General features: G+C 72.6%; 26 protein-coding genes. 21 read left to right on the top strand and 5 right to left on the bottom strand.

The window, feature by feature from the left end; translation table 11 throughout:
- Positions 1-53: 53 nt before the first annotated feature.
- From AAEP86_RS03315 to AAEP86_RS03290, 6 genes are all read left to right on the top strand, one after another.
- Positions 54-665, top strand: coding sequence for a DUF6197 family protein (locus tag AAEP86_RS03315; RefSeq protein ID WP_420369126.1), 612 nt, complete (start codon positions 54-56; stop codon positions 663-665).
- Positions 662-1,372 (top strand): DinB family protein, encoded by a 711-nt coding sequence (locus tag AAEP86_RS03310; protein WP_420369125.1) that lies wholly within the window; start codon positions 662-664, stop codon positions 1,370-1,372. The genes AAEP86_RS03315 and AAEP86_RS03310 overlap by 4 nt, the downstream gene beginning before the upstream one ends.
- A gap of 206 nt (positions 1,373-1,578) precedes the next feature.
- The gene (locus tag AAEP86_RS03305) at positions 1,579-2,226 is read left to right on the top strand and encodes an ABC transporter permease (protein ID WP_420369124.1); all 648 of its coding nucleotides are present in this window, start codon (positions 1,579-1,581) and stop codon (positions 2,224-2,226) included.
- Positions 2,213-3,487 (top strand): ATP-binding cassette domain-containing protein, encoded by a 1,275-nt coding sequence (locus AAEP86_RS03300; RefSeq protein ID WP_420369123.1) that lies wholly within the window; start codon positions 2,213-2,215, stop codon positions 3,485-3,487. The genes AAEP86_RS03305 and AAEP86_RS03300 overlap by 14 nt, the downstream gene beginning before the upstream one ends.
- On the top strand, positions 3,484-4,245 hold the full coding sequence (locus AAEP86_RS03295) for an ABC transporter permease (protein WP_420369122.1): 762 nt from the start codon (positions 3,484-3,486) through the stop codon (positions 4,243-4,245). Before AAEP86_RS03300 ends, AAEP86_RS03295 begins: the two co-directional genes overlap by 4 nt.
- The gene (locus AAEP86_RS03290) at positions 4,242-5,285 is read left to right on the top strand and encodes a glycine betaine ABC transporter substrate-binding protein (protein WP_420369121.1); all 1,044 of its coding nucleotides are present in this window, start codon (positions 4,242-4,244) and stop codon (positions 5,283-5,285) included. The genes AAEP86_RS03295 and AAEP86_RS03290 overlap by 4 nt, the downstream gene beginning before the upstream one ends.
- On the opposite strand, the gene AAEP86_RS03285 is transcribed toward AAEP86_RS03290, so the two are convergent.
- On the bottom strand, positions 5,272-5,901 hold the full coding sequence (locus AAEP86_RS03285; RefSeq protein WP_420369120.1) for a TetR/AcrR family transcriptional regulator: 630 nt from the start codon (positions 5,899-5,901) through the stop codon (positions 5,272-5,274). The two genes, AAEP86_RS03290 and AAEP86_RS03285, sit on opposite strands and share 14 nt — an antisense overlap.
- A gap of 82 nt (positions 5,902-5,983) precedes the next feature.
- Here AAEP86_RS03285 and AAEP86_RS03280 point away from each other — a divergent pair, with 82 nt between their 5' ends.
- From AAEP86_RS03280 to AAEP86_RS03270, 3 genes are all read left to right on the top strand, one after another.
- A complete protein-coding gene (locus AAEP86_RS03280) occupies positions 5,984-6,736 on the top strand; it encodes an ABC transporter ATP-binding protein (protein WP_420369119.1) in 753 nt (250 codons plus the stop codon).
- Positions 6,733-8,010, top strand: a complete 1,278-nt coding sequence (locus tag AAEP86_RS03275; protein ID WP_420369118.1) for an ABC transporter permease — start codon at positions 6,733-6,735, stop codon at positions 8,008-8,010. The genes AAEP86_RS03280 and AAEP86_RS03275 overlap by 4 nt, the downstream gene beginning before the upstream one ends.
- Before the next feature lie 91 nt (positions 8,011-8,101).
- A complete protein-coding gene (locus AAEP86_RS03270; protein ID WP_420369117.1) occupies positions 8,102-8,629 on the top strand; it encodes a GNAT family N-acetyltransferase in 528 nt (175 codons plus the stop codon).
- 99 nt (positions 8,630-8,728) lie between these two features.
- On the opposite strand, the gene AAEP86_RS03265 is transcribed toward AAEP86_RS03270, so the two are convergent.
- Complete coding sequence (locus tag AAEP86_RS03265) at positions 8,729-9,004, bottom strand: hypothetical protein (RefSeq protein ID WP_420369116.1); 276 nt, start codon at positions 9,002-9,004, stop codon at positions 8,729-8,731.
- 103 nt (positions 9,005-9,107) lie between these two features.
- Here AAEP86_RS03265 and AAEP86_RS03260 point away from each other — a divergent pair, with 103 nt between their 5' ends.
- From AAEP86_RS03260 to AAEP86_RS03245, 4 genes are all read left to right on the top strand, one after another.
- Positions 9,108-9,782: a hypothetical protein gene (locus AAEP86_RS03260; RefSeq protein WP_420369115.1), complete on the top strand. Its 675-nt coding sequence runs from the start codon at positions 9,108-9,110 to the stop codon at positions 9,780-9,782.
- A gap of 109 nt (positions 9,783-9,891) precedes the next feature.
- The gene (locus AAEP86_RS03255) at positions 9,892-10,584 is read left to right on the top strand and encodes a hypothetical protein (protein WP_420369114.1); all 693 of its coding nucleotides are present in this window, start codon (positions 9,892-9,894) and stop codon (positions 10,582-10,584) included.
- Between the two features lie 39 nt (positions 10,585-10,623).
- Positions 10,624-12,069 carry a phytoene desaturase family protein gene (locus tag AAEP86_RS03250; RefSeq protein ID WP_420369113.1) on the top strand — a complete coding sequence of 482 codons (1,446 nt, stop codon included), beginning with the start codon at positions 10,624-10,626 and terminating at the stop codon, positions 12,067-12,069.
- Between the two features lie 2 nt (positions 12,070-12,071).
- Positions 12,072-12,515 (top strand): SRPBCC family protein, encoded by a 444-nt coding sequence (locus tag AAEP86_RS03245; protein ID WP_420369112.1) that lies wholly within the window; start codon positions 12,072-12,074, stop codon positions 12,513-12,515.
- A 63-nt stretch (positions 12,516-12,578) separates the two neighbouring features.
- Here AAEP86_RS03245 and AAEP86_RS03240 read toward each other — a convergent pair whose 3' ends face one another.
- Positions 12,579-13,397 carry a shikimate 5-dehydrogenase gene (locus tag AAEP86_RS03240; RefSeq protein ID WP_420369111.1) on the bottom strand — a complete coding sequence of 273 codons (819 nt, stop codon included), beginning with the start codon at positions 13,395-13,397 and terminating at the stop codon, positions 12,579-12,581.
- An 89-nt stretch (positions 13,398-13,486) separates the two neighbouring features.
- Between AAEP86_RS03240 and AAEP86_RS03235 the strand changes: the two genes are divergently transcribed.
- The 8 genes from AAEP86_RS03235 to AAEP86_RS03200 all read left to right on the top strand — a co-directional run bounded on the left by AAEP86_RS03235 (position 13,487) and on the right by AAEP86_RS03200 (position 23,280).
- The gene (locus AAEP86_RS03235; RefSeq protein ID WP_420369110.1) at positions 13,487-14,860 is read left to right on the top strand and encodes an L-serine ammonia-lyase; all 1,374 of its coding nucleotides are present in this window, start codon (positions 13,487-13,489) and stop codon (positions 14,858-14,860) included.
- A gap of 44 nt (positions 14,861-14,904) precedes the next feature.
- A complete protein-coding gene (locus tag AAEP86_RS03230) occupies positions 14,905-15,144 on the top strand; it encodes a hypothetical protein (protein ID WP_420369109.1) in 240 nt (79 codons plus the stop codon).
- 42 nt (positions 15,145-15,186) lie between these two features.
- Positions 15,187-16,872 (top strand): bifunctional 3'-5' exonuclease/DNA polymerase, encoded by a 1,686-nt coding sequence (locus AAEP86_RS03225; protein WP_420369108.1) that lies wholly within the window; start codon positions 15,187-15,189, stop codon positions 16,870-16,872.
- 57 nt (positions 16,873-16,929) lie between these two features.
- Positions 16,930-17,904 carry a phosphatase PAP2 family protein gene (locus AAEP86_RS03220; protein WP_420369107.1) on the top strand — a complete coding sequence of 325 codons (975 nt, stop codon included), beginning with the start codon at positions 16,930-16,932 and terminating at the stop codon, positions 17,902-17,904.
- A gap of 10 nt (positions 17,905-17,914) precedes the next feature.
- The gene (locus AAEP86_RS03215) at positions 17,915-19,522 is read left to right on the top strand and encodes a serine/threonine-protein kinase (protein ID WP_420369106.1); all 1,608 of its coding nucleotides are present in this window, start codon (positions 17,915-17,917) and stop codon (positions 19,520-19,522) included.
- A gap of 70 nt (positions 19,523-19,592) precedes the next feature.
- Positions 19,593-22,742, top strand: coding sequence for a GH92 family glycosyl hydrolase (locus tag AAEP86_RS03210; protein ID WP_420369105.1), 3,150 nt, complete (start codon positions 19,593-19,595; stop codon positions 22,740-22,742).
- Between the two features lie 34 nt (positions 22,743-22,776).
- Complete coding sequence (locus AAEP86_RS03205; protein ID WP_420369104.1) at positions 22,777-23,013, top strand: hypothetical protein; 237 nt, start codon at positions 22,777-22,779, stop codon at positions 23,011-23,013.
- Between the two features lie 60 nt (positions 23,014-23,073).
- Positions 23,074-23,280 (top strand): hypothetical protein, encoded by a 207-nt coding sequence (locus AAEP86_RS03200; RefSeq protein ID WP_420369103.1) that lies wholly within the window; start codon positions 23,074-23,076, stop codon positions 23,278-23,280.
- 123 nt (positions 23,281-23,403) lie between these two features.
- Here AAEP86_RS03200 and AAEP86_RS03195 read toward each other — a convergent pair whose 3' ends face one another.
- On the bottom strand, positions 23,404-24,342 hold the full coding sequence (locus AAEP86_RS03195) for an aldo/keto reductase (RefSeq protein ID WP_420369102.1): 939 nt from the start codon (positions 24,340-24,342) through the stop codon (positions 23,404-23,406).
- Between the two features lie 88 nt (positions 24,343-24,430).
- The gene (locus AAEP86_RS03190; protein ID WP_420369101.1) at positions 24,431-25,042 is read right to left on the bottom strand and encodes a CG0192-related protein; all 612 of its coding nucleotides are present in this window, start codon (positions 25,040-25,042) and stop codon (positions 24,431-24,433) included.
- Positions 25,043-25,046: the final 4 nt, after the last annotated feature.

Here is a 25,046-nt window from a genome sequence, read left to right as displayed (position 1 = left end):
CGGGGCTATCGTGACCGCACCAATCCGTGCACGTGAAGATCGGAGGGGCCGTCATGACCCTCGAGTTCCGCGTCCAGCACGACGTCGCCACCGACGCCGCTCCACTCCCGTCCGTACCCGCCCGCTCCGGCCTCCGGGGACTCCTCGACCGCATCGCCGCCCGGCGTGACGCGGCACGCGTCCGTCGGGTGGAGGCCCGTCTGCAGGAGCTCGACGACCTCGAGCGTCTGCTCACCGACGCCCGCAGCGTGATCGAGCGGGGGTGGATCCAGCACGCGTGGTTCGCCTACGTCGACGAACACGGTCGGATGCGCAAGGCCTCCAGTGCCGCCGCGATGGACGTGCAGGGTCGGCCCCTCGTCGCCGCGTGCCTCGTCGGGTCCGTCGTCTCCGCCGCCGGGGGCCCGCACGCCGTGCACTCGCAGAAGGTCCAGCGCGCGCTCGACCTGGTGTGGCACGCGCTCGCAGCCGAGGAGGGGCAGCCCGTGCTCTGGTGCCCCGCGCCCGACGTGCGCATGGGCCGTGTCCGCGACCTGACCAGCTGGAACGACTCGCCGGCGCGCACCGCGGGCGACGTCGCCGGGCTCCTGCTGACGGCGGAACGCGTCGCCGTGCACGAGGCGGAGCGCATCCGCGAGCGAGCGGTGGCACGATCGAGGGCATGAGCAGCGCCGACCCGGTCCCCGAGGTCCACCCCGCACCGACGGCACCGTCGTCGTCCGTGCCGCCGATCGCCGCGGTCGGCGGGTCACTCCTGTCCGACGAGGGGACGGCCCCGACGACCGACGCGGCGGTGGTGAAGCAGACGCTGCACCGGTACCTGCAGAAGCACCGCGCCGCCCTGCTCGCCAAGCTCGACGGTCTCGCCGAGCGGCAGGCCCGGTGGCCGGTGACCCCCACCGGGACGAACGTGCTCGGCCTCGTCAAGCACGTCGCCGGCGTGCAGGCGGGCTACTTCGGCGAGGTGTTCGGGCGGCCGTTGCCGGACGCGCCCGCCTGGCTCGACTCCGACGCGGGCGACGACATGTACGCGAGCGCCGACGAGACCCTGGACGACGTCGTGGCGTTCCACCGCCGCAGCGCCGCGCACGCCGACGCGACCATCGAGGCGCTGGACCTCGACGCCCGCGGGGTCGTCGCCTGGTGGCCCGAGGGGCACCGCGACGTCACCCTGCACCGGGTCCTGGTGCACATGGCCTACGAGACCGCACGGCACGCCGGGCACGCCGACATCGTGCGCGAGATGCTCGACGGGCTGGCCGGTGACGGGGACGGCAACCTCGCCGTGAAGACCGCCGACGAGTGGGTCGAGTGGCGGGAGCGGCTGGTCGAGATCGCCGAGCAGTCCGGGCTTCGCGATCTCCCCGCGTAGCCGACGAGTGCTCGTGATCGTTACCGTTCTCCCAGGCGAAGCGTGGCGCACCCCGCTGACCGGGGGTTTCCGCCCGGCCTGACCCTCCCTGAACGCGTCCGAAGGAACCCGGTTGGCTCGGGCACCGCGGTCGACCTGCGTAGGTTCGATGGCACTTGTGCCCCGGACCGTGGGCACTTCGACCGACCGGGAAGGGCGCGCGTCACGTGTTCCAGTACATCGGGGAGCGGTGGGACCAGATCTGGTTCGCGTCGTGGCAGCACTTCTCACTGGTCGTCCAGTGCACGGTGCTCGCGACGATCATCGCCGTGGTGCTCGCCACACTCGTCTACCGCAGCGCACGGCTGACCTCCGTCGCGAACGGGGTGTCGGCCATCGGCCTCACCCTGCCGTCCTTCGCGGTGATCGGTCTGCTGATCGTGCCGCTCGGGTTCGGCGTCCTGCCCTCGGTCGTGACGGTCGTGTTCTTCGCGACGCTGCCCATCCTCCGCAACGCGGTCGTCGGCCTCGCCGAGATCCCGGCCACCGTCGTCGAGTCGGCGCGGGGGATCGGCATGAGCCGCTTCCGCACCCTGGTGCAGGTCGAACTGCCGATGGCGTGGCCGATCATCCTCAGCGGCGTGCGCGTCTCCGCCCAGATGGTGATGGGCATCGCCGCGATCGCCGCCTACGCGCTCGGACCCGGCCTCGGCGGCTTCATCTTCTCCGGGCTCTCCCGCCTGGGCGGCGCCAACGCGCTCTCCTCAGTCGTCGTCGGGGTCGTCGGTGTCGTCCTGATCGCCTTCGTCCTCGACCTGCTCCTCATCGGCCTCGGCCGCCTGACCATCTCGAGAGGTATCCGTGTCCAGCACTGACTCCGCCACCGCCCCCGCGACCGACGAGGGCGTGACCGGTCGCAGCATCCTGCTCGACACGGTCACCAAGCGGTACCCCGGCCAGCAGAAGCCCGCGGTCGACGGCATCACGCTCGAGATCCCGGCCGGCAAGATCGTCATGCTCGTCGGCCCGTCCGGCTGCGGCAAGACCACCACGCTGAAGATGATCAACCGCCTGATCGAGCCGACCGAGGGCCGGATCGTCGTCGGCGACGACGACGTCACCGGCATCGACGCCGACGAGCTCCGGCGCCGGATGGGCTACGTGATCCAGGCCGGCGGCCTGTTCCCGCACATGACCGTGGCGGCGAACATCGCGATCGTGCCCAAGATGCTCGGCTGGTCGAAGGAGAAGATCGCGGCGCGTGTCGACGAACTGCTCGACCTCGTCTCGCTCGACCCCGACACCTACCGCGACCGCTACCCCCGAGAACTCTCCGGCGGCCAGCAGCAGCGCGTCGGCGTCGCCCGGGCGCTCGCCGCGGACCCGCCCGTGCTGCTCATGGACGAGCCGTTCGGCGCCGTCGACCCGATCACCCGGCAGCGGCTGCAGGACGAGCTCCTCCGCATCCAGGAGGAACTGCACAAGACGATCGTCATCGTCAGCCACGACTTCGACGAGGCCGTGAAGCTCGGCGACTGGATCGTCATCTTCACCGAGGGCGCGCACATCGTGCAGTACGACACCCCGGAGCGCATCCTGGCCGAGCCGGCGAACGAGTTCGTGGAGAACTTCATCGGCTCCGGCGCCGGGCTGAAGCAGCTGACGCTGAACCGCGTCCGTGACGTCGACGTCGTGTCGGCGGTGACGTGCTCGCCCGGCGAGGAGGTCGCGGCCGTGCTGCAGCGGATGAACGAGGCCGGCGGGCACCAGCACGCCGTGGTCGTCGACCGTCGCCAGCGCCCGATCGGCTGGCCGTCCCGACGCCAGCTCGAGCGCCTCCAGCGCATCCCCGAGGGCATCGACCCGGCGCTGCCCGTCGTCGGCGAGGCCGCGACGCTCAACGACGCCCTCGACACCATGCTCGTGTCGAGCGCCGGCGCCGCACTGGTGACCGGGCGCCGCGACGCGTTCCGCGGCGTCATCACCGTCGAGACGGTCATGGAGGCCATCACCCGCTCCCGTGCCGCCGCCGCGGACGACCAGCAGTACGCGCCGATCGGGACGAACACCAACCCGATCGAGACCATGCCGTCCTCGCCGGCGGCACCCGCGATGCCGACCGGGGAGGACCTGTGAGCGCGGTCGCCGCCGGGCCCGCGACCGGCGCCAGGACCTCGTGGAAGGGGCTGCTCGTGCAGCCCGTCGCGATCCTCGTGGTGCTCGCCGCGTTCGCGGTCTGGCTCGCGACGGCCGGCCTCACGGCGACCGAGCGCGGCACGCTCAACCCGTCGACGATCCTCGAGCTGACCGGGCAGCACCTCGTGCTCACGCTCGAGGCCACCGTGCTCGTGCTCGTCATCGGCCTCCCGCTCGGGGTCGTGCTCACCCGCGGGCCGCTCCGCCGGATCAGCCCCGCCGTCATCGCCGTCGCGAACTTCGGCCAGGCCGCCCCCGCGGTCGGCCTCATCGTGCTCCTCGCCGCGTGGCTCGGGCTCAACCCGTTCTCGGCGGTCATCGCCCTCGTGCTCTACGCGATCCTGCCGGTCCTCCGGAACACCATGATCGGCGTGCAGAGCGTGGACGCGCGGCTGGTCGAGGCCGGTCGTGGCATGGGGATGAGCGCGTTCAGCGTCCTGATGAAGGTCGAACTGCCGCTCGCCGTGCCGGTGATGCTCTCCGGCATCCGGACCGCGCTCGTCCTGCTCGTCGGCACCGCCAGCCTCGCGACGTTCGTCGGGGCCGGCGGCCTCGGGCTCCTCATCACCACCGGCGTGACCCTGTTCCTGCCCAAGGTGCTCGTGTCGGGCGCGCTGCTCGTCGCGCTGCTCGCGCTGTCCATCGACTGGATCGGCCGTGTGGTCGAGACCGTCGCACGACCGAAGGGACTCCGATGACGCACGCCGACCCGCGCGACGCGAGCCGCGCCTCCCGTCCGTCCACCCGTCGCCGCATCGCGACCGTGACCGCCCTGGCGGGGGCGAGCGCCCTGGTCCTGACGGGCTGCGGTCTGCAGCCCGCCACGTCCTTCGTGCCGGCTGCCGGCCCCGGGTCGATCCAGCGGATCGACGACCTGCCGGACGACGCCGCGATCACCGTGACCTCGAAGAACTTCACCGAGCAGCTGGTCCTCGGCAAGATCGCGGTGCTCGCCGCGAAGGCCGCCGGCTTCGACGTGACCGACGAGACGAACGTGCCGGGCAGCGTCGCCGTCCGCGAGCTCATGACCTCGCACGCCGCCGACTTCACGTACGAGTACACCGGCACCGCCTGGTTGACCTTCATGGGCCACGCGCAGGGCATCCCGGACAAGACCGAGCAGTGGCAGGCGGTGAAGAAGGAGGACGCGGGCAACGGGCTCACCTGGCTCGAACCGGCGCCCATGAACAACACGTACGCCTTCGCCGTCCGTGACGAGGCGGTCTCGGAGCTCGGCGACGTGAAGACCCTGTCGGACATCACGAAGCTGCCCGTCGACCAGCGCACGTTCTGCGTCGAGTCCGAGTTCAACTCGCGTGCGGACGGCTTCAAGCCCATGCTCGAGAAGTACGGGCTGGAGCTCGGCGGTTCGGGGTCGAACGGCATCCCGCGCGGCAACGTCAGCATCCTCGACACCGGCACGGTCTACACCGCGACCGACCGCGGCAAGTGCAACTTCGGCGAGGTCTTCACGACCGACGGCCGGATCAAGTCGCTCGGGCTGACCGTGCTCGAGGACGACAAGGGCTTCTTCCCGGCCTACAACGTCGCGCCGGTGCTGGACTCGGCCACCCTCGAGGAGTACCCGCAGCTGAAGGGCGTCTACGACCAGATCTCGCCGAAGCTGACCGACGCGGTGCTGCAGGAGCTGAACCGGCAGGTGGACGTCGAGGGGCGGGAACCAGCGGACGTGGCGTTCGAGTGGATGGTGAAGGAAGGGTTCATCACCCGCGGCTGATACGCTCCGCGGTGTCGCGGATCGTCGCGACCACCGAGGCGCGCACGGCGTCCGGCTCGGAGCCGTCGTGGCGGGCCGAGCTGCGCAGCCCGGTCATGCACATCCCGAGCAGCATCTCGGCCGCCTGGGTGGTCGCCGCCTCCGGGCCCCAGGCGGGGTCGCGCTCGAGGACGGTCCGGACGGCACCGGTCATCGCCTCGGCGACGGTGGTCATCCGCGCGACCTGGCGACGCATGAGCTGGGGGAAGCGCACGATGACCTCCTTCCGGGCGAGCCGCTCGTGCTCGTCGCCGAAGGACTCGCCGAACACCAGGAACGCGAGGTCGACGACCGCCTGGGCCGCCGGTTCGCCCGCCACCGCGCGCAGGTGGGCCTCGAGCGTCTCGGGGCGCAGGTCGAGCTCGGTGTGCCCGAGGACCGCGTCCTCCTTGCTCTCGAAGTAGTTGAAGAACGTCCGCGGCGAGACCTCGGCCCGCGCGGCGATCTGCTCGATCGTCGTGCGGTCGATGTCCTGCTCGAGGGCCAGCGACCGGGCGGACTCCGCGATGCGGGTGCGGGTCTCGATGCGCTTGCGGTCGCGGAGACCCAGTCCTGACGGAGCGACGTTCTCGGGCATGGCCCCGACTGTAACCGGAACGTCACATGATCTACAGCAAACGCAAACTTGCAGTCGTGCAACGGACAGTAGGCTCGCGGCCATGACCACTCCCGTGCTCGAGGCCCGTGGCCTCGCCAGGACCTACGGCCGCGGCTCCACGCGGTTCGACGCACTCAAGGGGGTGTCGCTGCAGGTGCACCAGGGCGAGAGCCTCGCCATCGTCGGCAAGTCCGGCTCCGGCAAGTCGACGCTCATGCACCTGCTCGCCCTGCTCGACAAGCCGTCCGCGGGGCAGGTCCTGCTCGACGGCACCGACGCCGCGACCCTCGGCGCCCGGCAGGTGAACCGCACGCGGAACAGCACCTTCGGCTTCGTGTTCCAGCAGTTCTTCCTCACCCCGAAGACGTCGGTGCTCGACAACGTCGTGCTCCCGCTGAAGATCGCCGGTGTCACCGGGGCCGAGCGGAAGCGGCGGGGCATGGCGGCGCTCGACGCCCTCGGCCTGGCGGACAAGGCGAAGAACGACGCGAACGACCTGTCCGGCGGGCAGAAGCAGCGCGTGGTCATCGCCCGTGCGCTCGTGGGGGAGCCGAGCGTCATCTTCGCCGACGAACCGACCGGCAACCTCGACACGAACACCGGGCAGGTGGTCGAGGACCTGCTCTTCGGGCTGCAGCGCGAACGCGGCATCACCCTCGTCGTCGTCACCCACGACGAGGACCTCGCCGACCGGTGCGACCGGCGCGTCAACGTCCGCGACGGCGTCATCGTCGACGCGTCTGCGACGGCAGCCGACGGCACGGTCGGCGTCCGGATCGACGACCCGGCTCCGCACGGAAGGCACTCCGCATGAACTTCCTCGACCTCCTGCGGACCGCGGTCGCGAACACGTTCCGGTCCAAGCTCCGCACCACGCTCACCGTCATCGCGATCTTCATCGGTGCCTTCACCATCACGCTGACCTCGGCGATCGGCACCGGCGTGAGCAACTACATCGACACCCAGGTCGCCTCCATCGGCGACACCGGTTCCCTGACGATCACGAAAGCTGTCGAGAGCTCGACGGACAGCGGGCCGGCGAAGTACGACCCCGACGAGTCCAGCCAGAGCGTGAACCGCGGTCCGGCGTCCTTCGCGTACCTGTCGCAGTCCGACGTCGACCGGATCGAGGGCGTCTCCGGGATCCGGTCCGTCCGTCCGGCGGTCGCCCTCAGCACGAAGTGGGTCGAGCACGACGGCGAGGGCAAGTACGTCGTCGACATCTCGGCCAACGCCGGCGAGCTCGACGCGGACCTCGCCGCGGGCCGGCAACTCGACGACGGCTCGTCCGCCGGCAACCAGGTGCTGCTGCCGACGAACTACCTGGAGAACCTCGGGCTCGGGACCGCGAAGTCCGCCGTGGGCAAGCAGCTGACGATCGCGGTCGACGACTACCAGGGCACGGAGCACACCCTCACCGCGACCGTCGTGGGCGTGCAGAACGAGTCGCTCTTCGGCGGCGGGGCCGGGGCGAACGCCGCACTGACCGACGCGATGCAGGCCGCGCAGGAGACCGGGAAGCCGTCCTCCATCGCCACCTCGTACGCCAGCGCGACGGCGACGCTCGACAGCGGTGCGTCGGCGAGCACCGTGAAGAGCGCGCTGTCGAAGGACGGCTACACGGGTCAGACGATCCAGGACCAGCTCGGCCAGTTCCAGACCGTGATCAGCGGCATCGTCGGGGTGCTGAACGCCTTCGCCGTGATCGCGCTGATCGCCGCCGGGTTCGGGATCATCAACACGCTGCTGATGAGCGTGCAGGAGCGCACCCGCGAGATCGGCCTGATGAAGGCGATGGGCATGGGCGGCGGCAAGGTCTACACGCTGTTCTCGCTCGAGGCGGTGTTCATCGGCTTCCTCGGCAGCGCGATCGGGGCGGGGGTGGCGATCCTCCTCGGTACCGGGATCTCGAACGTGCTCGCCGGCAGCGTCTTGAAGGACCTGCCGGGGCTGCAGATCATGCAGTTCGCCCCGTCGTCGGTGATCACGATCATCCTCGTGGTGATGCTCATCGCGTTCCTCGCCGGCACCCTGCCCGCACGTCGGGCGGCGCGGCAGAACCCGATCGAGGCGCTCCGGTACGAGTAGCCGGTCGCCGGCACCGAGAGGGCGGTCCCGATCGCGCGGACGCCCCCGTCCACAGCGGACGGGGGCGTCCGCCTGTGCCTAGGGTCGTACCGTGGCGGCATTCGGGCGGGACCTCGGCGACGGGTACACGCTGACGCTGCGGGACCTGTCGACCGTCGAGCCCCTGCACGAGCTGGTCCTCGCGAACCTCGACCGGCTCCGCGCCGCCGAACCGTGGGCCTGGCAGCCGCAGACCCGGGAGCGTGCCGTCCTGCACACCGAGCACCTGCTCGGGCAGTACGCGATGGACCGGGCGCTGCCCTGTGTCCTGCGCCTCGACGACCGGATCGTCGGGGCCGCATCGCTCGCCTTCGACGCCTACCTCGGGCAGGCGTCGCTCGGGTACTGGGTGGACGCCGGTCTGGAGGGACGGGGTGCCGTCCGGCGCGCCGCCACCGTCCTCGTCGGGGTCGCGAAGGCCCGCGGCGCCGCCCGCGTCGAGATCCGGACGGCGGTGGACAACCAGCGGAGCCGTCGTCTCGCCGAGCGGCTCGGCTTCACCGAGGAGGGCACGCTCCGGAGCGCGATGCCGCTCGGGCCGACGCGCGTCGACGTCGCCGTGTACGGGCTGGTGTTCTGAGCGCGACGGGCCGCGCAGGTCGCGCGCCGGCACGCCGGGACGCTGGGCCGCCGTGCTCGCTCGCGAGTGCGATGGGCCGCCGGTGCGGCGCGTCCCCGATCAGGAGGCGTGCGTCGCGCCCATCCAGACGGCGAACGAGCCACCCACCACCAGCAGCACGACGAGCAGGATCCACACCGCGAGCGCGACGAGGTTGAGGAGGATGCCCCATCCGGCGCGGCCGCGGGCCAACGGCTCCCGGCTCCGCGAGGCGATGCCGAGGCAGAGCCCGACGACGGGGGCGACGAAGGTCCAGCCGGCGAGCAGCGAGCAGATGCCGAGGACGAGACTCGCCGTGCCGAGACCGGTGCGGGGGGATTCCGAGTACATGACCATGCACCCGACGCTACGGGCACGGGGGAGGCGGGTCGTCCCTCCAGGGCGTGATCCGGGTCCACCTGCGGACGGACGGACGCCGGACGCCGGTATCGTCGGTGGCATGGCCCTGTTCGGACGACGCAGCAAGCACGACGTGCGCGACCGACCCGTCAGCCAGGTGGAGCTGAAGCGTGCGGTCGACGAGGGGTTCCTCATCGCGAAGGCCGCCGTCACGATCGCCGTGGCCAACCGCATCATCACGAACGCCCTCCGCGACCAGGGGTACTTCGACCACGCGCTCATCGCCGAGGCGACGCGTGAGGAGCTCCACCGGATGGCGGACGAGCAGCGTGGCGACGCCGCGCGCATGCGCGAGATCCGGTCACGGTCGAGCAAGCAGAAGGGCCGCTCGCGCCACCAGCACGACTACCGCCGTGGCGACGACCTCAAGCTCCGCACGCGAGAGGCGACGTACGAGAAGCTCGCCGAGATGCTCGACCGGCGCCGGACGGACCAGGGGTTCGTCGACGGCATCGTCCTCGCGGCACGGGCCCGGGCGTGGGACGACATCGGCACCACCGTCGTGGGGCGGCTCGGCTGGGCCCAACGACCCGCGGACGACTACGAGGTCGGGCGCGACGACCGCCTGCAGCAGATGCTCGACGAGGACTTCGCCGCGCTGCTCGCCGAGCACCCGGTCGAGGCGACGACCCCGGCGGACGCCGACGAACCGGACGCGGCCGACGCCGGCGACGACGGAACGGACCCGGCTGACCCGGACGCGACCCGCGTCTGATGTGGTACTTGATACATCACCTCGGCCCCGCTAGGGTGATGGGGTAACGCCCCAGGACCATTCGGCACAGCCGGACTCCTGGGGCAATCGTCGTCTCTGGGGGGTGTTCGTGATCGATCCAGCCACGCTCCCGGCCCTCCCTGATCTGCTGAGCGCTCCGCGTTTCGAGCGGTACCGGAATCGGTACGCGGGACGGTCGGACCTCGCAGCCCGCCTCTACGCATGGAACACGGAGCTGGCGACGGCGTTCTGGGGACCGGTCGGCTGCCTCGAGGTCTTCGTGCGGAACGCCGTCCACGACGCGCTCCGCCGGGACCGCCGCGACGACTGGTGGAACGATCCCACTGTCCGCCTGCTCGACCGGGAACGGCGTGCGATCGACGACGCCGTCCGGACGCTGCGCCGTCGTGGCGAGCTGGATCCGGCACCCGACAGGGTCGTCGCAGCGACGAGCCTCGGCCTGTGGGTCGGCCTCACGGACGGCGGCATCCCGCGCGATCCGATGTGGAGCTACGAGACGACCCTCTGGCAGCCACGCATCGTGCACGCCTTCCCGGGCCTCGGCAACGTCCGGCGGAAGCAGCTGCACCGGCGCTTGGACGAGGTCAGACGTTTCCGGAACCGGCTCGCCCACCACGAACCGGTCCACGAGGCGCCCGTCGAGCGGATCCGCGATGACCTCGTCGCGATCGCCGGCTTCATCCACTCCGATGCGGCCGCGCTGATCGCCGGCGCGCAGCGGATCGATGCCGTGTTGGCGCGCAAGCGCACCGCCGTCGAGACCGGGGCCTCGGTCATCTGACCGAGGGGGCGTGCAGTCGTCGGACCCTAGGCTCGGTGCATGGTGGATGCGGTGGTGGTCGGAGCCGGCCCGAACGGACTCGCGGCGGCGGTGACCCTCGCCCGCGCGGGTCTCTCGGTCGAGGTCGTCGAGCGGAACGAGACCATCGGCGGCGGAGCTCGGACGTCCGAGCTGACGCTGCCCGGGTTCCTGCACGACGTCTGCTCCGCGGTGCACCCGATGGCGCTGCAGTCCGAGTTCTTCCGGCTGTTCCGCATGGAGGACCGCATCGAGCTCCGGCTCCCCGAGGTGCAGTACGGCCACCCGCTCGACGGCGGCCGCGCCGGCATCGCGTACCGGGACCTCGACCGGACCGCGGACGCGCTCGGCGTCGACGGACGGGCCTTCCGCCAGCTCATGCGACCGCTCTCGGACCACGCGGACCAGGTCGCCGACTTCGCCACCGACGCCCTGCTCCACGTGCCGCGGCACCCGATCAGCGTCCTGCGCTTCGGACTGCGGGCGCTCGAGCAGGGGTCGAGCGCGTGGAACCTGCGCTTCCGCGACGACGTCGCGCCGGCGATGGTGTCCGGCGTCGCCGCCCACTCGATCCAGCACCTGCCCTCGCTGGCCACCGCTGCGGCGGCGCTCTCGCTCGGCTCGTACGCGCACGCCCGCGGCTGGCCCGTGCCCATCGGCGGGAGCCAGGCGATCGTCGACGCGCTCGCCGCGGACCTCGTCGCACACGGCGGCCGGATCGAGACCGGGCGCGAGGTCCGCTCCCTCGCCGACCTGACCCCGGCGAAGGCGGTGCTGTTCGACACGAGCGTCCCCGGGATGCTCCGGATCGCCGGCCGACAGATCCCCACGCCGCGCCGCGGTGCCCTGCGGCGCTTCCGGTTCGGCAACGCGGCGTCGAAGGTGGACTTCGCGCTGTCGGACCCGGTGCCGTGGACGAACCAGGCGCTCCGGCAGGCCGGTACCGTGCACATCGGTGGGACCCGCGCGGAGATCGCGGCCGCCGAGGGTGCGGTCGCCCGCGGGCAGCACGCCGAACGGCCCTACGTGCTCGGGTCCGAGCCCACCGTGGTCGACCCGGGCCGGGCTCCGCAGGGGAAGCACGTCTTCTGGGCGTACGCGCACGTGCCGGCCGGATCGGACATCGACCAGACCGAGGCCGTCACCCGGCAGATCGAACGCTTCGCGCCCGGGTTCCGCGACACGATCCTGCAGTCGAGCAGCCGGACCGCCGTCCAGATGGCGGAGTACAACCCGAACTACGTCGGCGGCGACATCGCCGCGGGCGCCGCGAGCTTCTGGCAGCTCGTGAAGCGGCCCGTGCTGTCGAGCGACCCGTGGCGGATGGGCGGCGGCATGTACCTGTGCTCCGAGGCCTCCGCTCCCGGTCCCGGCGTGCACGGCATGGCAGGCTGGCACGCGGCGAAGAGTGCGCTCCGCCACACGTTCGGACTGCCCGACGACGTCGATCTCGCACCGGAGGACTGACCATGGCGAAGAACGTCCGCATCCTGCACTGCCGACCGGAGGCCGTCTTCGACGTGCTCCGCGACGGCTGGCTCTACCCGACGTGGGTGGTCGGCGCCTCGCGCATGCGCGGCCAGGACCCGGGGTGGCCGGCCGTCGGCACGGAGCTGCACCACTCGTTCGGCGTCTGGCCGTTCGTGATCAACGACACGACGACGGTGCTCGAGTACGACGCACCCCGACGGATGGTCATCCAGGCGCGTGGCTGGCCGGTCGGCGAGGCGCGCGTCGAGGTCGAGGTGGAGCCGCACCCGCGCGGCTGCCGCGTGACGATGCGCGAGAACCCCGTCGCCGGACCGGGATCGCTCGTCCCCGGGTTCATCGCGCAGCCGGGGATCTGGCTGCGGAACCACGAGAGCGTGCGTCGGCTCGGCTGGGTGGCGACGGGTCGCGCCGTCACCGGCTGACGGACGGGAGGCGCGGTGCGGGCCCGCCCCGCGCCTCCAGGAGGCCGCCGCCGGATCGCCGCGTCACCCGGCGCGGCTGAACTCGCTCGCCCGGCGGACCTGGTCGTCGGTCAGGGCGACGCCGGTGTAGCGCTCGAACTGCCGCGCCGCCTGCAGCGCGATGACCTCGGCTCCGGAGACGACGTGCTTGCCCGCGGCCCGACCGGCACGGACCAGCGGTGTCTCCGACGGGAACGCGACGACGTCGAAGACCGTGTGCGCAGCTTCGATCCGCTCCTGCGCGAAGGCGAGTGCGTCCTGCTGGTCGCCCCGCATGCCGAGCGGGGTGACGTTCACGACGACGTCCGCGTGCCCGGCGTCCCGCTCGTCGCGGACCCAGCCGTAGCCGTACCGGTCGGCGAGGAGGGCGCCGGTGCGCTCGTTCCGGGCGACCACCGTGAGCCGGTCGAAGCCCGCGCCGCGGAAGGCCGCCGTGACGGCCTTGGCCATCCCGCCGGACCCGCGGAGCAGGACGCTCGCTGTCGGGTCGACCCCGTGCGTCGCGAGCAACGACGCGACGGCTTCGTAGTCGGTGTTCGACGCCGTGAGCACGCCGTCGTCGTTCACCACGGTGTTGACGGAGTCGATCGCCGCGGCCGAGTCCTCGACGACGTCGACGAGGGGGATGACGTCCTCCTTGAAGGGCATCGACACCGAGCACCCGCGGATGCCGAGCGCGCGGATGCCGGTCACGGCGCCGGGCAGGTCGGTCGTGGTGAACGCCTTGTAGGCGAAGTTCAGACCGAGCTCGTCGTAGAGGAAGTTGTGGAACCGGGTGCCGATGTTGCTCGGGCGCGCGGCGAGGGAGATGCAGACCTGCATGTCCTTGTTCAGGATGGGCATGCGGCCAGTCTCCCACCGATGCGCCGATGGAGCGGTCCACGACCGCCGCTTCCGGCCGCTCTCCCGTCCGGACGGGTTACTGTGGGGCGGTGCCGGTTTCCGTGTTCGACCTGTTCAGCATCGGGATCGGTCCGTCGAGTTCCCACACCGTCGGGCCGATGCGAGCCGGCTCCGCCTTCGCCGCCCGGCTGGTCGAGGCACCGGTCGCCCGGATCGACGTCCACCTCTACGGCTCGCTCGCGTCCACCGGCCAGGGTCACGGCACGCTCGGCGCGGTCGTCGCCGGCCTGATGGGCTCCGACCCGGAGACGGTCGACCCCGACGCGATGGCCGACGCACTCGCCGAGGTCGAGCGCAGCGGGACCCTCCGGCTCGCGGGCGGCGCGACCGTGCCGTTCCGGCTGGCCGACATCGTCCTGCACCCGTTGACGATGCTCCCGCGGCACCCGAACGCGATGCGGTTGCGGGCCGACGACGGCACCGGCGCGGTCCTGGCCGAGGAGACCTACTACTCGATCGGTGGCGGGTTCATCACGAGCGACGGTGCGGGCGAGGTCGCCGAGGCCGCGATCCCGGTGGACGACGCCGTCCCGTTCCCGTTCACCAGCGGCGCCGAGCTCCTCGCTGCGTGCGCGGCCTCCGGGTTGCCCGTCAGCGGCGTCGCGTTCGCGAACGAGACCGCCACGCGCAGCACCGACGACGTCCGCGACGGGTTGCTCCGCATCCACGCGGTGATGGAGTCCTGCGTCGACCGGAGCGTCGCACGGTCCGGCACGCTGCCCGGCGGGCTGGCAGTCCGCCGTCGCGCGGCGGACTGGCACGACCAGCTCACCCGCGACGACCCCGACCACGACCCGCTCTTCGCGATGGAGTGGGTGAACCTGACGGCGATGGCCGTCAACGAGGAGAACGCCACCGGCGGCCGCGTGGTCACCGCCCCGACGAACGGCGCCGCGGGGATCATCCCGGCCGTCCTCCACTACGCCCTGACGTACGTGCCGACGGTCACACCGGCTGACCGCGACGACGCCGTCGTGCGGTTTCTGCTCACGGCGGGCGCGATCGGCTCCATCTACAAGGAGCGCGCCTCGATCTCCGGTGCCGAGGTCGGCTGCCAGGGCGAGGTCGGCTCGGCGGCGTCGATGGCGGCCGCCGGACTCGCCGAGGTCCTCGGGGGGACGCCGGAGCAGGTGGAGAACGCCGCCGAGATCGCCATGGAGCACAACCTCGGCCTGACCTGCGACCCGATCGGCGGTCTCGTGCAGATCCCGTGCATCGAGCGCAACGCCATCGCCGCGAACAAGGCGATCAACGCCGCACGGATGGCCATGCGCGGCGACGGCGTGCACCACGTCTCGCTCGACCAGGTCGTCGAGACGATGCGGCAGACCGGCGCCGACATGTCGACGAAGTACAAGGAGACCGCGATGGGCGGTCTCGCGGTGAACGTCCCGCTCTGCTGAGCCGGCGACACCGACCACAGCGGTCGCCGGGTACCGTGCAGCGCATGACGAAGCCCGACCACGACCACCTCGACGACGGCGTGGACATGTCCTTCGAGGAACGCCGCCAGGACACCTTCCGCCGGATGTCCGGCTCGGACGAGCACGACGCCGACCCGCGCGTCGAGGTGTCCCGCTCCGAGGACGGGGACGTCCGCATCGACGTGGCCGACACCGCCGCCGTGCGTCCCGGCGGTTCCCGTCGCGAGGCAACCGACGACGGCCAGGGCGCCGGCAGCGAGTGACCTCCGTCCGCAGCTGACGGTGGGACACGGCATGATCGTCCCGTGCACCTCGTCCTGCGCCGCGTCGACGGCGGCGTCCTCGCGACGCCCCTGACCGACGCGGGGACCGCCGGGGGCGAGCCGGTCCGGGTGGACGAGTCGCGCCTCCCGGCCTTCGTCGCGTCCCACGACGCCCCCGATGTCCGCTGGGTCTGGGACGACACTGCACGCTGGTACCCGGCGGTGCTGGCAGCGGGCGGCCGGGTCGGCCGCTGCACCGACCTCCGGCTGGGACGCAGGGTCCTCCGCACCGCCCTGAGCGCACGCGGCTCGGCGCTCGCCGCCGCGCCGCAGGACGCACTCGACGCGCCCGTGCCGGAGGCTCGGGTCGTCCGGCCGACGCAGGCGCAGCTGTTCGACGACGGTCTGTTCGCGGCCGTCCAGGCCGACGACGAGGTCGACCCGGTCGCGGAGCTCCGCGCGCAACTCGCGGCCGTCGCCGGGTCCTCCGCGCCCGGCGCGCTCCGACTCCTGCTGACCGCCGAGTCCGCGGGGGCGCTCGTCGCGGCCGAGATCCTGCACGCGGGCCTGCCGTGGCGCGCCGAGGTGCACGAGCGCCTGCTCGAGGACTCCCTCGGTCCCCGCGTGCCGTACGGCGTGCGGCCCCGCCGGTTGGAGGAGATCGCCGCCGTGGTGCGCGACCGGTTGGACGACCCCGCGCTCAACCCGGACTCCCCGGCCGAGGTCCTGCGGTCGCTGCGGCGCGCCGGACTGATGGTCAGCAGCACCAGGAAGTGGGAGCTCCAGGAGGTCGACCACCCGGTGATCGAACCGCTGCTCGAGTACAAGCGCCTCGCCCGGCTGCTGACGGCGAACGGGTGGACATGGCTCGACGAGTGGGTCCGGGACGGCCGGTTCCACCCGAAGTACGTCGTGGGCGGCGTCGTCACCGGTCGCTGGGCCGCGGACGGCGGGGGAGCGATGCAGCTGCCGAAGGGGATCCGTGCCGCGGTCGTCGCCGATCCCGGCTGGAAGCTCGTCGTGGCGGACGCCGCACAGCTCGAGCCGCGGGTGCTCGCGGCCATGGCGGGGGACGGGGCGATGGCCGCCGCCGGCGACGGACGAGACCTCTACGACGGGGTGGTAGCCTCCGGTGCGGTCGAGACCCGGCAGCAGGCGAAGGGCGCGATGCTCGGCGCGATGTACGGCGCGACCCAGGGCGAGGGCGGCCGGCTCGTGCCGCGGTTGGCGCGGGCCTTCCCGGACGCCATCCGGCTGGTCGAGCGGGCGGCCCGCGCCGGGGAACGCGGCGAGCCGGTGACGACGCTGCTCGGTCGGACGTCACCGGTGCCCGAGGACTCGTGGTTCGCCGCCCGCAACCAGGCGTACACGGTCGAGGGCACCCCGGCGATGCAGCGGGCGGTCGAGTCCCGCGCGCGCAGCTGGGGACGCTTCACGCGGAACTTCGTCGTGCAGGGGACGGCCGCCGAGTGGGCACTGGCGTGGATGGGGTCGTTGCGCTCGCGCCTTGCTGCACGCTTCCCCGGACCGGTGACCGCCGGACCGCACCTGGTGTTCTTCGTGCACGACGAGATCGTGGTGCACGCCCCGGCCGAGCACGCGGAGTGGGTGGCCGAGCAGGTCCGCGCCGCTGCTGAGGACGCCGGACGCCTGCTGTTCCGGGACTTCCCGGTGGTGTTCCCGCTCTCCGTGGCGGTCGTCGACGACTACGGCCAGGCGAAGGACTGACCGCCGAACACGGGTCCGACCCCGGGACGCACATGCGGCATGGGGCAGGGTGGGTCGATGGACACCGAGCACGCCGACCCGACCGGCCGACGGGAAGCACCCGACCGGCACCTCGGTGACGTCGACCTCACGACGTGGCGGACGAAGGCCGGCCGCGTCGGCGCGGACCGCTGGACCGAGCTCGGCCACCGGTGGGGTGCCCTGCCGCTCCTCGTCGTGACGCTCGTGATCGGCATGGGGGTCGCGGTCCTCGGGACCTGGGCGGCGTCCGGGGTCTACGACGCCGTGCGCGAGGGTGACGACGTCGCGGTGCTCGACCGTCCCGTCCTCGACTGGATGCTGACGCTCCGCTCGCCGGCGGCGGACACTCTCGTCACCTGGTGGACGGACATCGCGGGCACCATCGGCATGCCGATCGTCGCGCTCGGCTTCCTGGTCGGCTTCACGGTCCAGCGGCGCGCGTGGACGCCGCTCGTGCTCCTCGTCGCGGCGAGCGGCGGGTCCCTGCTCATGACGATCGCCGGCAAGGACCTCATCGGACGTGCCCGGCCGCCGCTCTCCGATGCGGTGCCGCCGTACGAGCACTCGCCGTCGTTCCCGTCCGGGCACACGCTGAACGCGACCGTCATCGTCGGCACGATCGTCTACCTGCTCCTCCTCCGGCAGTCCAGCACCGTCGCCCGTGTGTGGACGATCGCCGTCGGGACGGCCTTCGTCCTGTCGGTCGGCGTCTCGCGCGTGTTCCTCGGGCACCACTGGCTGACCGACGTCCTCGCGGCGTGGGCGCTCGGGCTGGCCTGGCTCGCCCTGGTGGTCACGGCGCACCGCCTGTACCTGACCGCGCTGCGGCGTGGTGCCCGGCCGACGCAGGGGCGCGGCCGACGCTCGCCGGACGGCCGTCCACTCGACGGTCCCGGGCCCCAGGATGCCGCGCCGGACGGCCACGACGACCCCGTCGGGCCCGCGCCCGACGGTCCCGGCCCCGGCTCCCGGGGCCGCCCGCCGTACGGCCCCGTCAGCCACGACCGGTAGGTTGCCCGTCATGGAAGAACGGGTCTTCGGCGGTCGGTACCGCGTCACGGGCACGCTCGGTCACGGTGGCATGGCCTCCGTCTACCGCGCGGTCGACGAGCAGCTCGGGCGCGAGGTCGCCGTCAAGGTGTTCCGCATCGGTCCCGTCGACCACGGTGAGCGTGCACGTGCCGAGGCCGAGATCCAGACGCTCGCCGGCCTGCGGAGCCCGGCGCTCGTGACCCTCTACGACGCCGCGCTCGACGACGCCGACGGCGACTCGTACCTCGTGATGGAGCTCGTCCCCGGCAGCGACCTGGCCACGCGGCTCCGCGAGGGCGCGCTCGACCCGTCGACCACGGCGCACGTGGGGGCGCAGGTCGCGGACGGCCTTGCAGCGGTCCACGCACAGGGGATCGTGCACCGGGACGTGAAGCCGGCGAACGTGCTCCTCGAGAGCGACGGCTCCCACGTCAAGCTCGCGGACTTCGGCATCGCGCTGCTCCGTGACGCAGCCCGCGTCACGGGGACCGGCACGGTGATGGGGACCGCCGCCTACATCGCTCCCGAGCAGGTCCTCGGGCAGGGCATCAGCGGCAAGGCGGACGTCTACGCCCTCGGCCTGGTGCTGCTCGAGTGCCTGACGGGTCGTCGGCCCTTCCCGGGAACCGTGGTCGAGTCGGCCACGGCGCGGCTCACGCGCGGTCCCGAGATCGACCAGCACCTGCCGACGGCCTGGCGCACCCTGCTGCACGTGATGACCGCGCAGGACCCGGCGGCCCGCCCGACCGCGGCCGAGGCCGCCCAGCGGCTCCGTGCGCTCGGCCACGACGACGTCGCGCCGGCGACCCAGCTCCTCCCCGGCGCACCCGGCGCGGTCACCCGTGCCGGAGCGGCCGGCGTGGCCGGAGCAGCGGGCGCGGCCGCGGCAGCCGGAGCGGCCCGCGCTGCGTCCGCGGACGAGGCGACCCGCGCGATGCCGACCCAGGGCGCAGCGGGCGGTGCCGACGACGCGACGCGCGTCCTCGGTGTGCCGCCGCAGGACGCCTCGGACGACGTCGCGACCACCGTGCTCGGTGCGCAACGGGGGGCCGCGGGCGGCGCCGGCGGTACCCGTGGTCCGAGCGGACCCGTCGCCCCGCGCGCTGCTGCTCCGGCACCGGCCGACGAGCCGGCGAAGCGACGACGAGGACCGGTCATCGCGGCGGTCGTCGTCATCGTGCTCGTGCTCCTGGGCATCGGGCTCGCCCTCTTCGCGCTCGACGGGCGCGACGCCACGCCGGCGCCGACCGACTCCGGGTCCCCGTCCACCCCGACCCAGCAGCAGTCCGGTGAGCCGGAGCAGCAGCAGCCGAGCGAACCCGCGCAGCAGCAGCCGAGCGAGCCGGCACAGCAGCAGCCGAGCGAGCCGCAACAGCAGCCGAGCGAACCCCAGCAGCAGCCCAGCGAACCGGAGCAGGAGCCGAGCGAACCCAGTGAGCCCTCGGTCGGTCCGGAGCCGAGCACCCCGGTGACGAACCCCGTCGAGGTGCCGCAGACGGGCACGGACCCGAGTGCGGACGCTGCGTCCGACAGCGGCCCCGGGACCGGGAGCGGGCCCGGGAAGTCCGGTGAGGCGCCGGGGCGGAACAAGCCCTGACCCCGGCACGGCTGCTCTGCGGACACGCCGCCGGTTTTCCTCCAGTCCCTGGAGCAAATAGGGTGACGACGTGCGAGAACTGCAACGGAGCGGTGGTCCGACGACGGCCGTCGCCGCGCGGAACGGCGTCGGGTTCGGCTCGACGGAGGCGTTCCTCCTCGAACGACCGGCCGGGGTCGCGAGCGAGGTCGCCACGGTCCCCGGGTTCGCCGACAGGACGGTCGACGAGGGCGACGTGCTCTCCTGGGTGTGGTTCCCGGAGCGCACCCTGCCGGACGGTGTGACGGAGCCGTCCGACGCCGACCTGGCGCACTTCTGGGACGCCACCGCCTTCGCCGTCGACGTCGTCTTCACCGACGGCAGCCGGCTCACCGACGCGGCACGCGACCAGTACGGCGACGCGCTCACCCCGGAGGCGCAGGACGCCGCCCGCAAGCAGTGGGTCGACCAGTGGAACCGTCGCGCGGTGGACCTCACGCCGTTCGCGGACCGGGTCGTCGACCGCCTGGAGGCGCGGCTCGGCCCCGCCGCGCACCCCGCGCCCGACGACGGCGCCCGTCCGGCACTCCGCGGCTGGCTCGACGACGTCCGCATCGAGCCCGCACGCCCGACCCCGGCGACCCCGCTCGACCACGTCCGCACGACCCGCGGCACGCAGGCGTCGTCCCGGTTCTCCCGCGGCAACGACGCGCCCCTCGTCGGTCTCCCGCACGGCGGTGTCTTCGGACTGCCGATGACCGACGCGTCGAGCAACCGGTGGCCGTACGCGTACCAGGAGCACGACCGCGTGGACACGTCCGGGCGGTTGCGTCCCGCGGTCGAGGCCTTCGCCACGAGCCACATCCCGTCGCCGTGGATGGGGGACCGCGGGGTCTTCCAGGTGATGCCGTCGCCGCTCGACACGCCGGACGTCGACCGGAGGGCGCGGGCGCTCGGCTTCGACCACGACCACGAGGCCGACGGGCCGCACCGCTACCGCGTCGACCTCGAGCACGGCGTCGGCGCGGAGATGACCGCGGGGGAGTTCGCGCTCGGCCTCCGCTTCACCGGCGCGCGCAGCATCGTGCTCGACCACCACGGCCGGGTGTCCGACGTGTCCGTGACGGTCGCCGACGGCACCGCCGTGGTCGAGGCCCTCCTCGACGACCGCCCGGGCACCCCACCGCACCACGTGCACCTCCGGGTCACGGGGGTCACCGCCGACCACACGACCACCGGCGAGCACGAACTGCGCGGGTGGCTGTCCCTCGGCGGACCGGACGGCCCGGTCGACGTGCTGCTCGGCATCTCGACCGTCTCGATCGAGGACGCCCGTGCGAACCTCGACGCCGCCGGGCCGTTCGACGCGATGCGCTCCCGGGCCGAGGAGCTCTGGACCGAGGAGCTCCGGACACTGTCCTTCGACGGTGCGACCCCCGACCAGCTGACCAGCCTGTACTCGGGCCTGTACCGGGTCTTCCTCTACCCGAACCGGGCCGGGGAGACCGCCCTGACCGGCACCCCGCGGCACCGTTCCCCGTACGGCGACGTGCTGGCGGAGCCGATCCGCGACGAGCCCGGGCCGGAGGTCGTCACGGGCCCGTTCACCACCACGAACGGCTTCTGGGACACCTACCGCACCGCCTGGCCGCTGCTGGCCCTCCTCACCCCGGAGACGGCCGGCGAGCTCGCGCAGGGCTTCGTCGAGCACCACCACGACGGTGGCTGGACGCCCCGCTGGAGCGCGCCGGGTGCCGAGGACGTCATGACGGGCACCACGAGCGACACCGTCTTCGCGGACCTCGCGGCGAAGGACGTGCCGGGCTTCGACCTCGCGGAGGCCTACCGGAGCGCACTGCGCAACGCGACCGTCCCGCCACGGGACGAGCGTGTCGGGCGCAAGGGGAGCCTCCCGGGCGCCTTCCGCGGCCACGTCGACACCGCGACGCACGAGGGGATGTCCTGGACCCTCGACGCGGCGATCAACGACTGGGGACTCGCGGTGATGGCGAGCCGGCTCGCCGCGCGCGCCACCACCCCCTCGGACCTCGCCCGGTACGAGGCGGAGTCCGAGTGGTTCTCGCGCCGCTCCCTGCAGTACCGGAACGTGTTCGACGCGGAACGCGGCTTCTTCATCGGTCGCGACCCGGACGGATCGTGGCGGGTCGGCACCGAGTTCGACCCGCGCGACTGGGGCGACGACTACACCGAGACCAACGCGTGGGGGACCGCGTTCACCGCCCCGCACGACGGCGCCGGCGTCGTCGACCTGCACGGCGGGCCCGCGCGGTTCGACGCAGCCCTGGACGCGTTCTTCGCCACCCCGGAGACGGGCAGGACCGATCGCTCCGGCTCCTACGGCTTCCCGATCCACGAGATGACCGAGGCCCGCGACGTCCGGATGGGCATGCTCGGGTTGTCGAACCAGCCCGCGCACCACATCCCGTTCTTCCCGATGTTCACGGGGCGGCACGACGACGCGCACCGGATCGTCCGCGAGTGCCTCGAGCGGCTGTTCGTCGGGTCCGACCTCGGCCAGGGCTACCCCGGCGACGAGGACAACGGCGAGATGAGCGCCTGGTACGTCTTCGCTACCGTCGGCCTGTACCCGCTGGCACCGTCGACCGGTTCCTACGTGCTCGTGCCGCCGTCGGTCCGCCGGACGGTGCTGCGGCAGCCGGGAGGCGCGGAGACCGTCATCGAGGTCGCCGACGGTTCCGCAGGGGCGTACGTCGCGTCGGTGACGGTCGACGGGGAGCCGTGGACGTCGGTCAGCATCCCGCACGCGGTCGTGGTCTCGGCATCACGCATCGAGTTCACGCTGTCCGAGACCCCGCAGGGGTGGGCGTCGGACACGCGTCCGGTGTCGGCCTCCGAGCTGCACGGGTACCGGGACACCCCCGAGGACGTCCTCACGGCGTCGCCGGGCACGCCGGCAGCGGCGTTGGTGGACGACGTCGGGCGGACCGTGACCGCGCTCGCGCCCGGGGACACGGTGGCGTTCGACGTCCTGCCGGTCGACAGTTCGCTCTACACGGTGACCGCGGCGACGCCGGGCGCGTACTCGTGGGAGGCGTCCTTCGACGACACCCGGGTCGCCGTGCAGGACGCCGTCTTCGACTGGCCCGGCCAGACGCGCGTCTTCCGCCTGCAGGGCAGCGGAACGGTGTTCTCGTTCACCGCGGCGTCCGACCTCGCGCTCACCCAGCTCGAGCTCGTCGCGGCGGACGGACAGCGTTGACCCGCCGTTCACCCGCCGGGAGCATGCTCGGCCCATGTCGATGAGCGCACCCTTCGATCCCGAACAGCCCGGCGGCTCCGTCCCGGTGGACGGCTCCGACGAGGACGAACTCCAGGTGGAGGAGGACCGCGGCGCCGACGTCGGCCCGGACTCCGTCGACCCGGACGCGTCCCCGGTCGACCACCACGACGAGGACGAGGCCGGCGGCGGACCGGTCTTCCGGCGTCCGCAGGCCGGTGACCGCCTGCACCCGGACGACCTCGCCGACTGACCAGCGGTCCTGCGGCGGTTCGACAGGCCCCGCACAAGCTCGACCGGCATGCTCGTCGGCATGTCGATTGCGAACTCGTTCGATCCCTCGCAGGGCCGTGCCATCCCCGAGGACCAGGTGACCGAGGACGGGCTCGAGCTCGACGAGGAGTCCGCTGCCGAGCTCGGGATCACCTTCGACGTCGTCGGCGGAGCCTCGGCCGACCCGGCAGGGGTGTCGCCCCTGGACGTCGCGGTGCCGAGCGTGCCGGATCCCTCCGACCGCTGAGCGCGGCGCTGCGGCGCAGTCGGGCCCGACCTGCCGGGGGTGCACGGAGCACAACGCAAGTCACCCCGAGCCGTGCTCCTGCGCGGTTCGGGGTGACTTCCGTTGTGCGGAGCCCGGTCCCGGTCAGGGGACGGTGTGACCCGCCGCGGTGAAGATGCGGTACCACTCCTCGCGGGAGAGCTCCACGTCCGAACCGGCCGCCGAGTCCCGCACACGCTGCGGGTTCGTCGTGCCGAGGACGACCTGGAAGTGCGCCGGGTGCCGGGTGATCCACGCGACCGCGATGCCGGTCGGGGTGACGCCGTGCGCCGCCGCGACCTCGTCCAGCACGTCGTTCAGCTCCGCGTACTGCGCACGGTCACCCAGGAAGACGCCGTCGAAGAAGCCCTTCTGGAACGGCGACCACGCCTGCAGGGTGATGTCGTTGATGCGGGAGTAGTTGAGGATGTCGTTGTCGCGGTCGATGGACTGGTCGAGCCCGGCCATGTTCGCGGTGACACCCTGCGAGATCACGTTCGCGTGCGTGATGCTCAGCTGCACCTGGTTGAAGGCGAGCGGCTGCCGGACGTGCTTCCTGAGCAGGTCGACCTGGCCCGGGGTGTGGTTCGAGACACCGAAGTGGTGCACCTTGCCGGCGGCGTGTAGCTCGTCGAAGGCCTTCGCGACCTCTTCCGGCTCGACCAGGGCGTCGGGGCGGTGCAGCAGCAGGACGTCGACGTAGTCGGTCTGCAGGGCGGCCAGTGACTCGTCGACCGACTCGAGGATGTGCTCGTACGAGAAGTCGAAGTACGCGCCGTTCGCGGTCGGTCGGATGCCGACCTTCGTCTGCAGCACGATCTCGGCGCGCTCGGACGGCGACAGCGTCACGGCGGAGCCGAACCGCTCCTCGCAGCCGTGCCACTCGCCGTACACCGCGGCGTGGTCGAACATGGTCACGCCGGCGTCCCGCGAGGCGCTGTAGAGCGAGCGGATGTCCTCGTCGCTCATGTCGTTGATCCGCATCAGGCCGACGACGACGTCGGAGGCGGTGAGGTCGGTCTGTGGCAACTCCAGTGTCTTCACGCCGACGATCCTGCCATCCGCGGTCGGGGACAGGCAGGCCCTGCCCGTACCCGTGAGGGCGTCGCGGCCGACCGGCCGACCGGGCCGATCAGGGCAGCAGGACGGCGAGCACGCCCGAGCCGTCTGACCACTCGGCGGTCAGGACGTCGCCGTCGGGCAGGGCCGTGCCGACGACCCGGGCGACGACGATGTGGCCGTACCCGGTGTCGACGGTGGTCGTCGCGCCCTCGGTCCGGGCTGCGACGTCCGTCACGGTGGGGGAGTCGGTGGCCGTACCGCTGCCCCGGGCCGTCCCCTCCTTGTCCCACGTGCCGGTGCCGGCTGCACGCTCGAGCTCGGCCTCGTGCCCACCGGTCGCGATCGCGCGACGGAGGACGTCGGCGTAGACCGGGTCGCCCACGGCGTCGTACACCCAGCGACGACCGAGCACGGAGTGGTCCATCTCCGTCACGAGGAAGGCCTCGGCGCCGGCCAGCGGCGCTCCGCGGTAGGTGAGCGGGGCGTGCAGGAAGCGGCCGTCGTCGGTCCGCACGATGAGCGTCTCGACGCCGACCTCGCCCGCCGGGTCGTCGAAGCGGAACTTCCCCGCGACGGTGGTGCGGCCGCCGGCGGGGACGCTGCTCCACGGCTGGGTCGGCAACCAGGCGGCGAGCGCCTCGGCCTTCGACGGTCGGAGTTCTGCCTGGTGGATGACGGCCATGCCC

Origin of the sequence: Curtobacterium sp. L1-20, from assembly GCF_048755855.1 — a bacterium.
GTDB lineage: Bacteria > Actinomycetota > Actinomycetes > Actinomycetales > Microbacteriaceae > Curtobacterium.
This window is presented reverse-complemented; position numbering and strand designations above follow the sequence as displayed.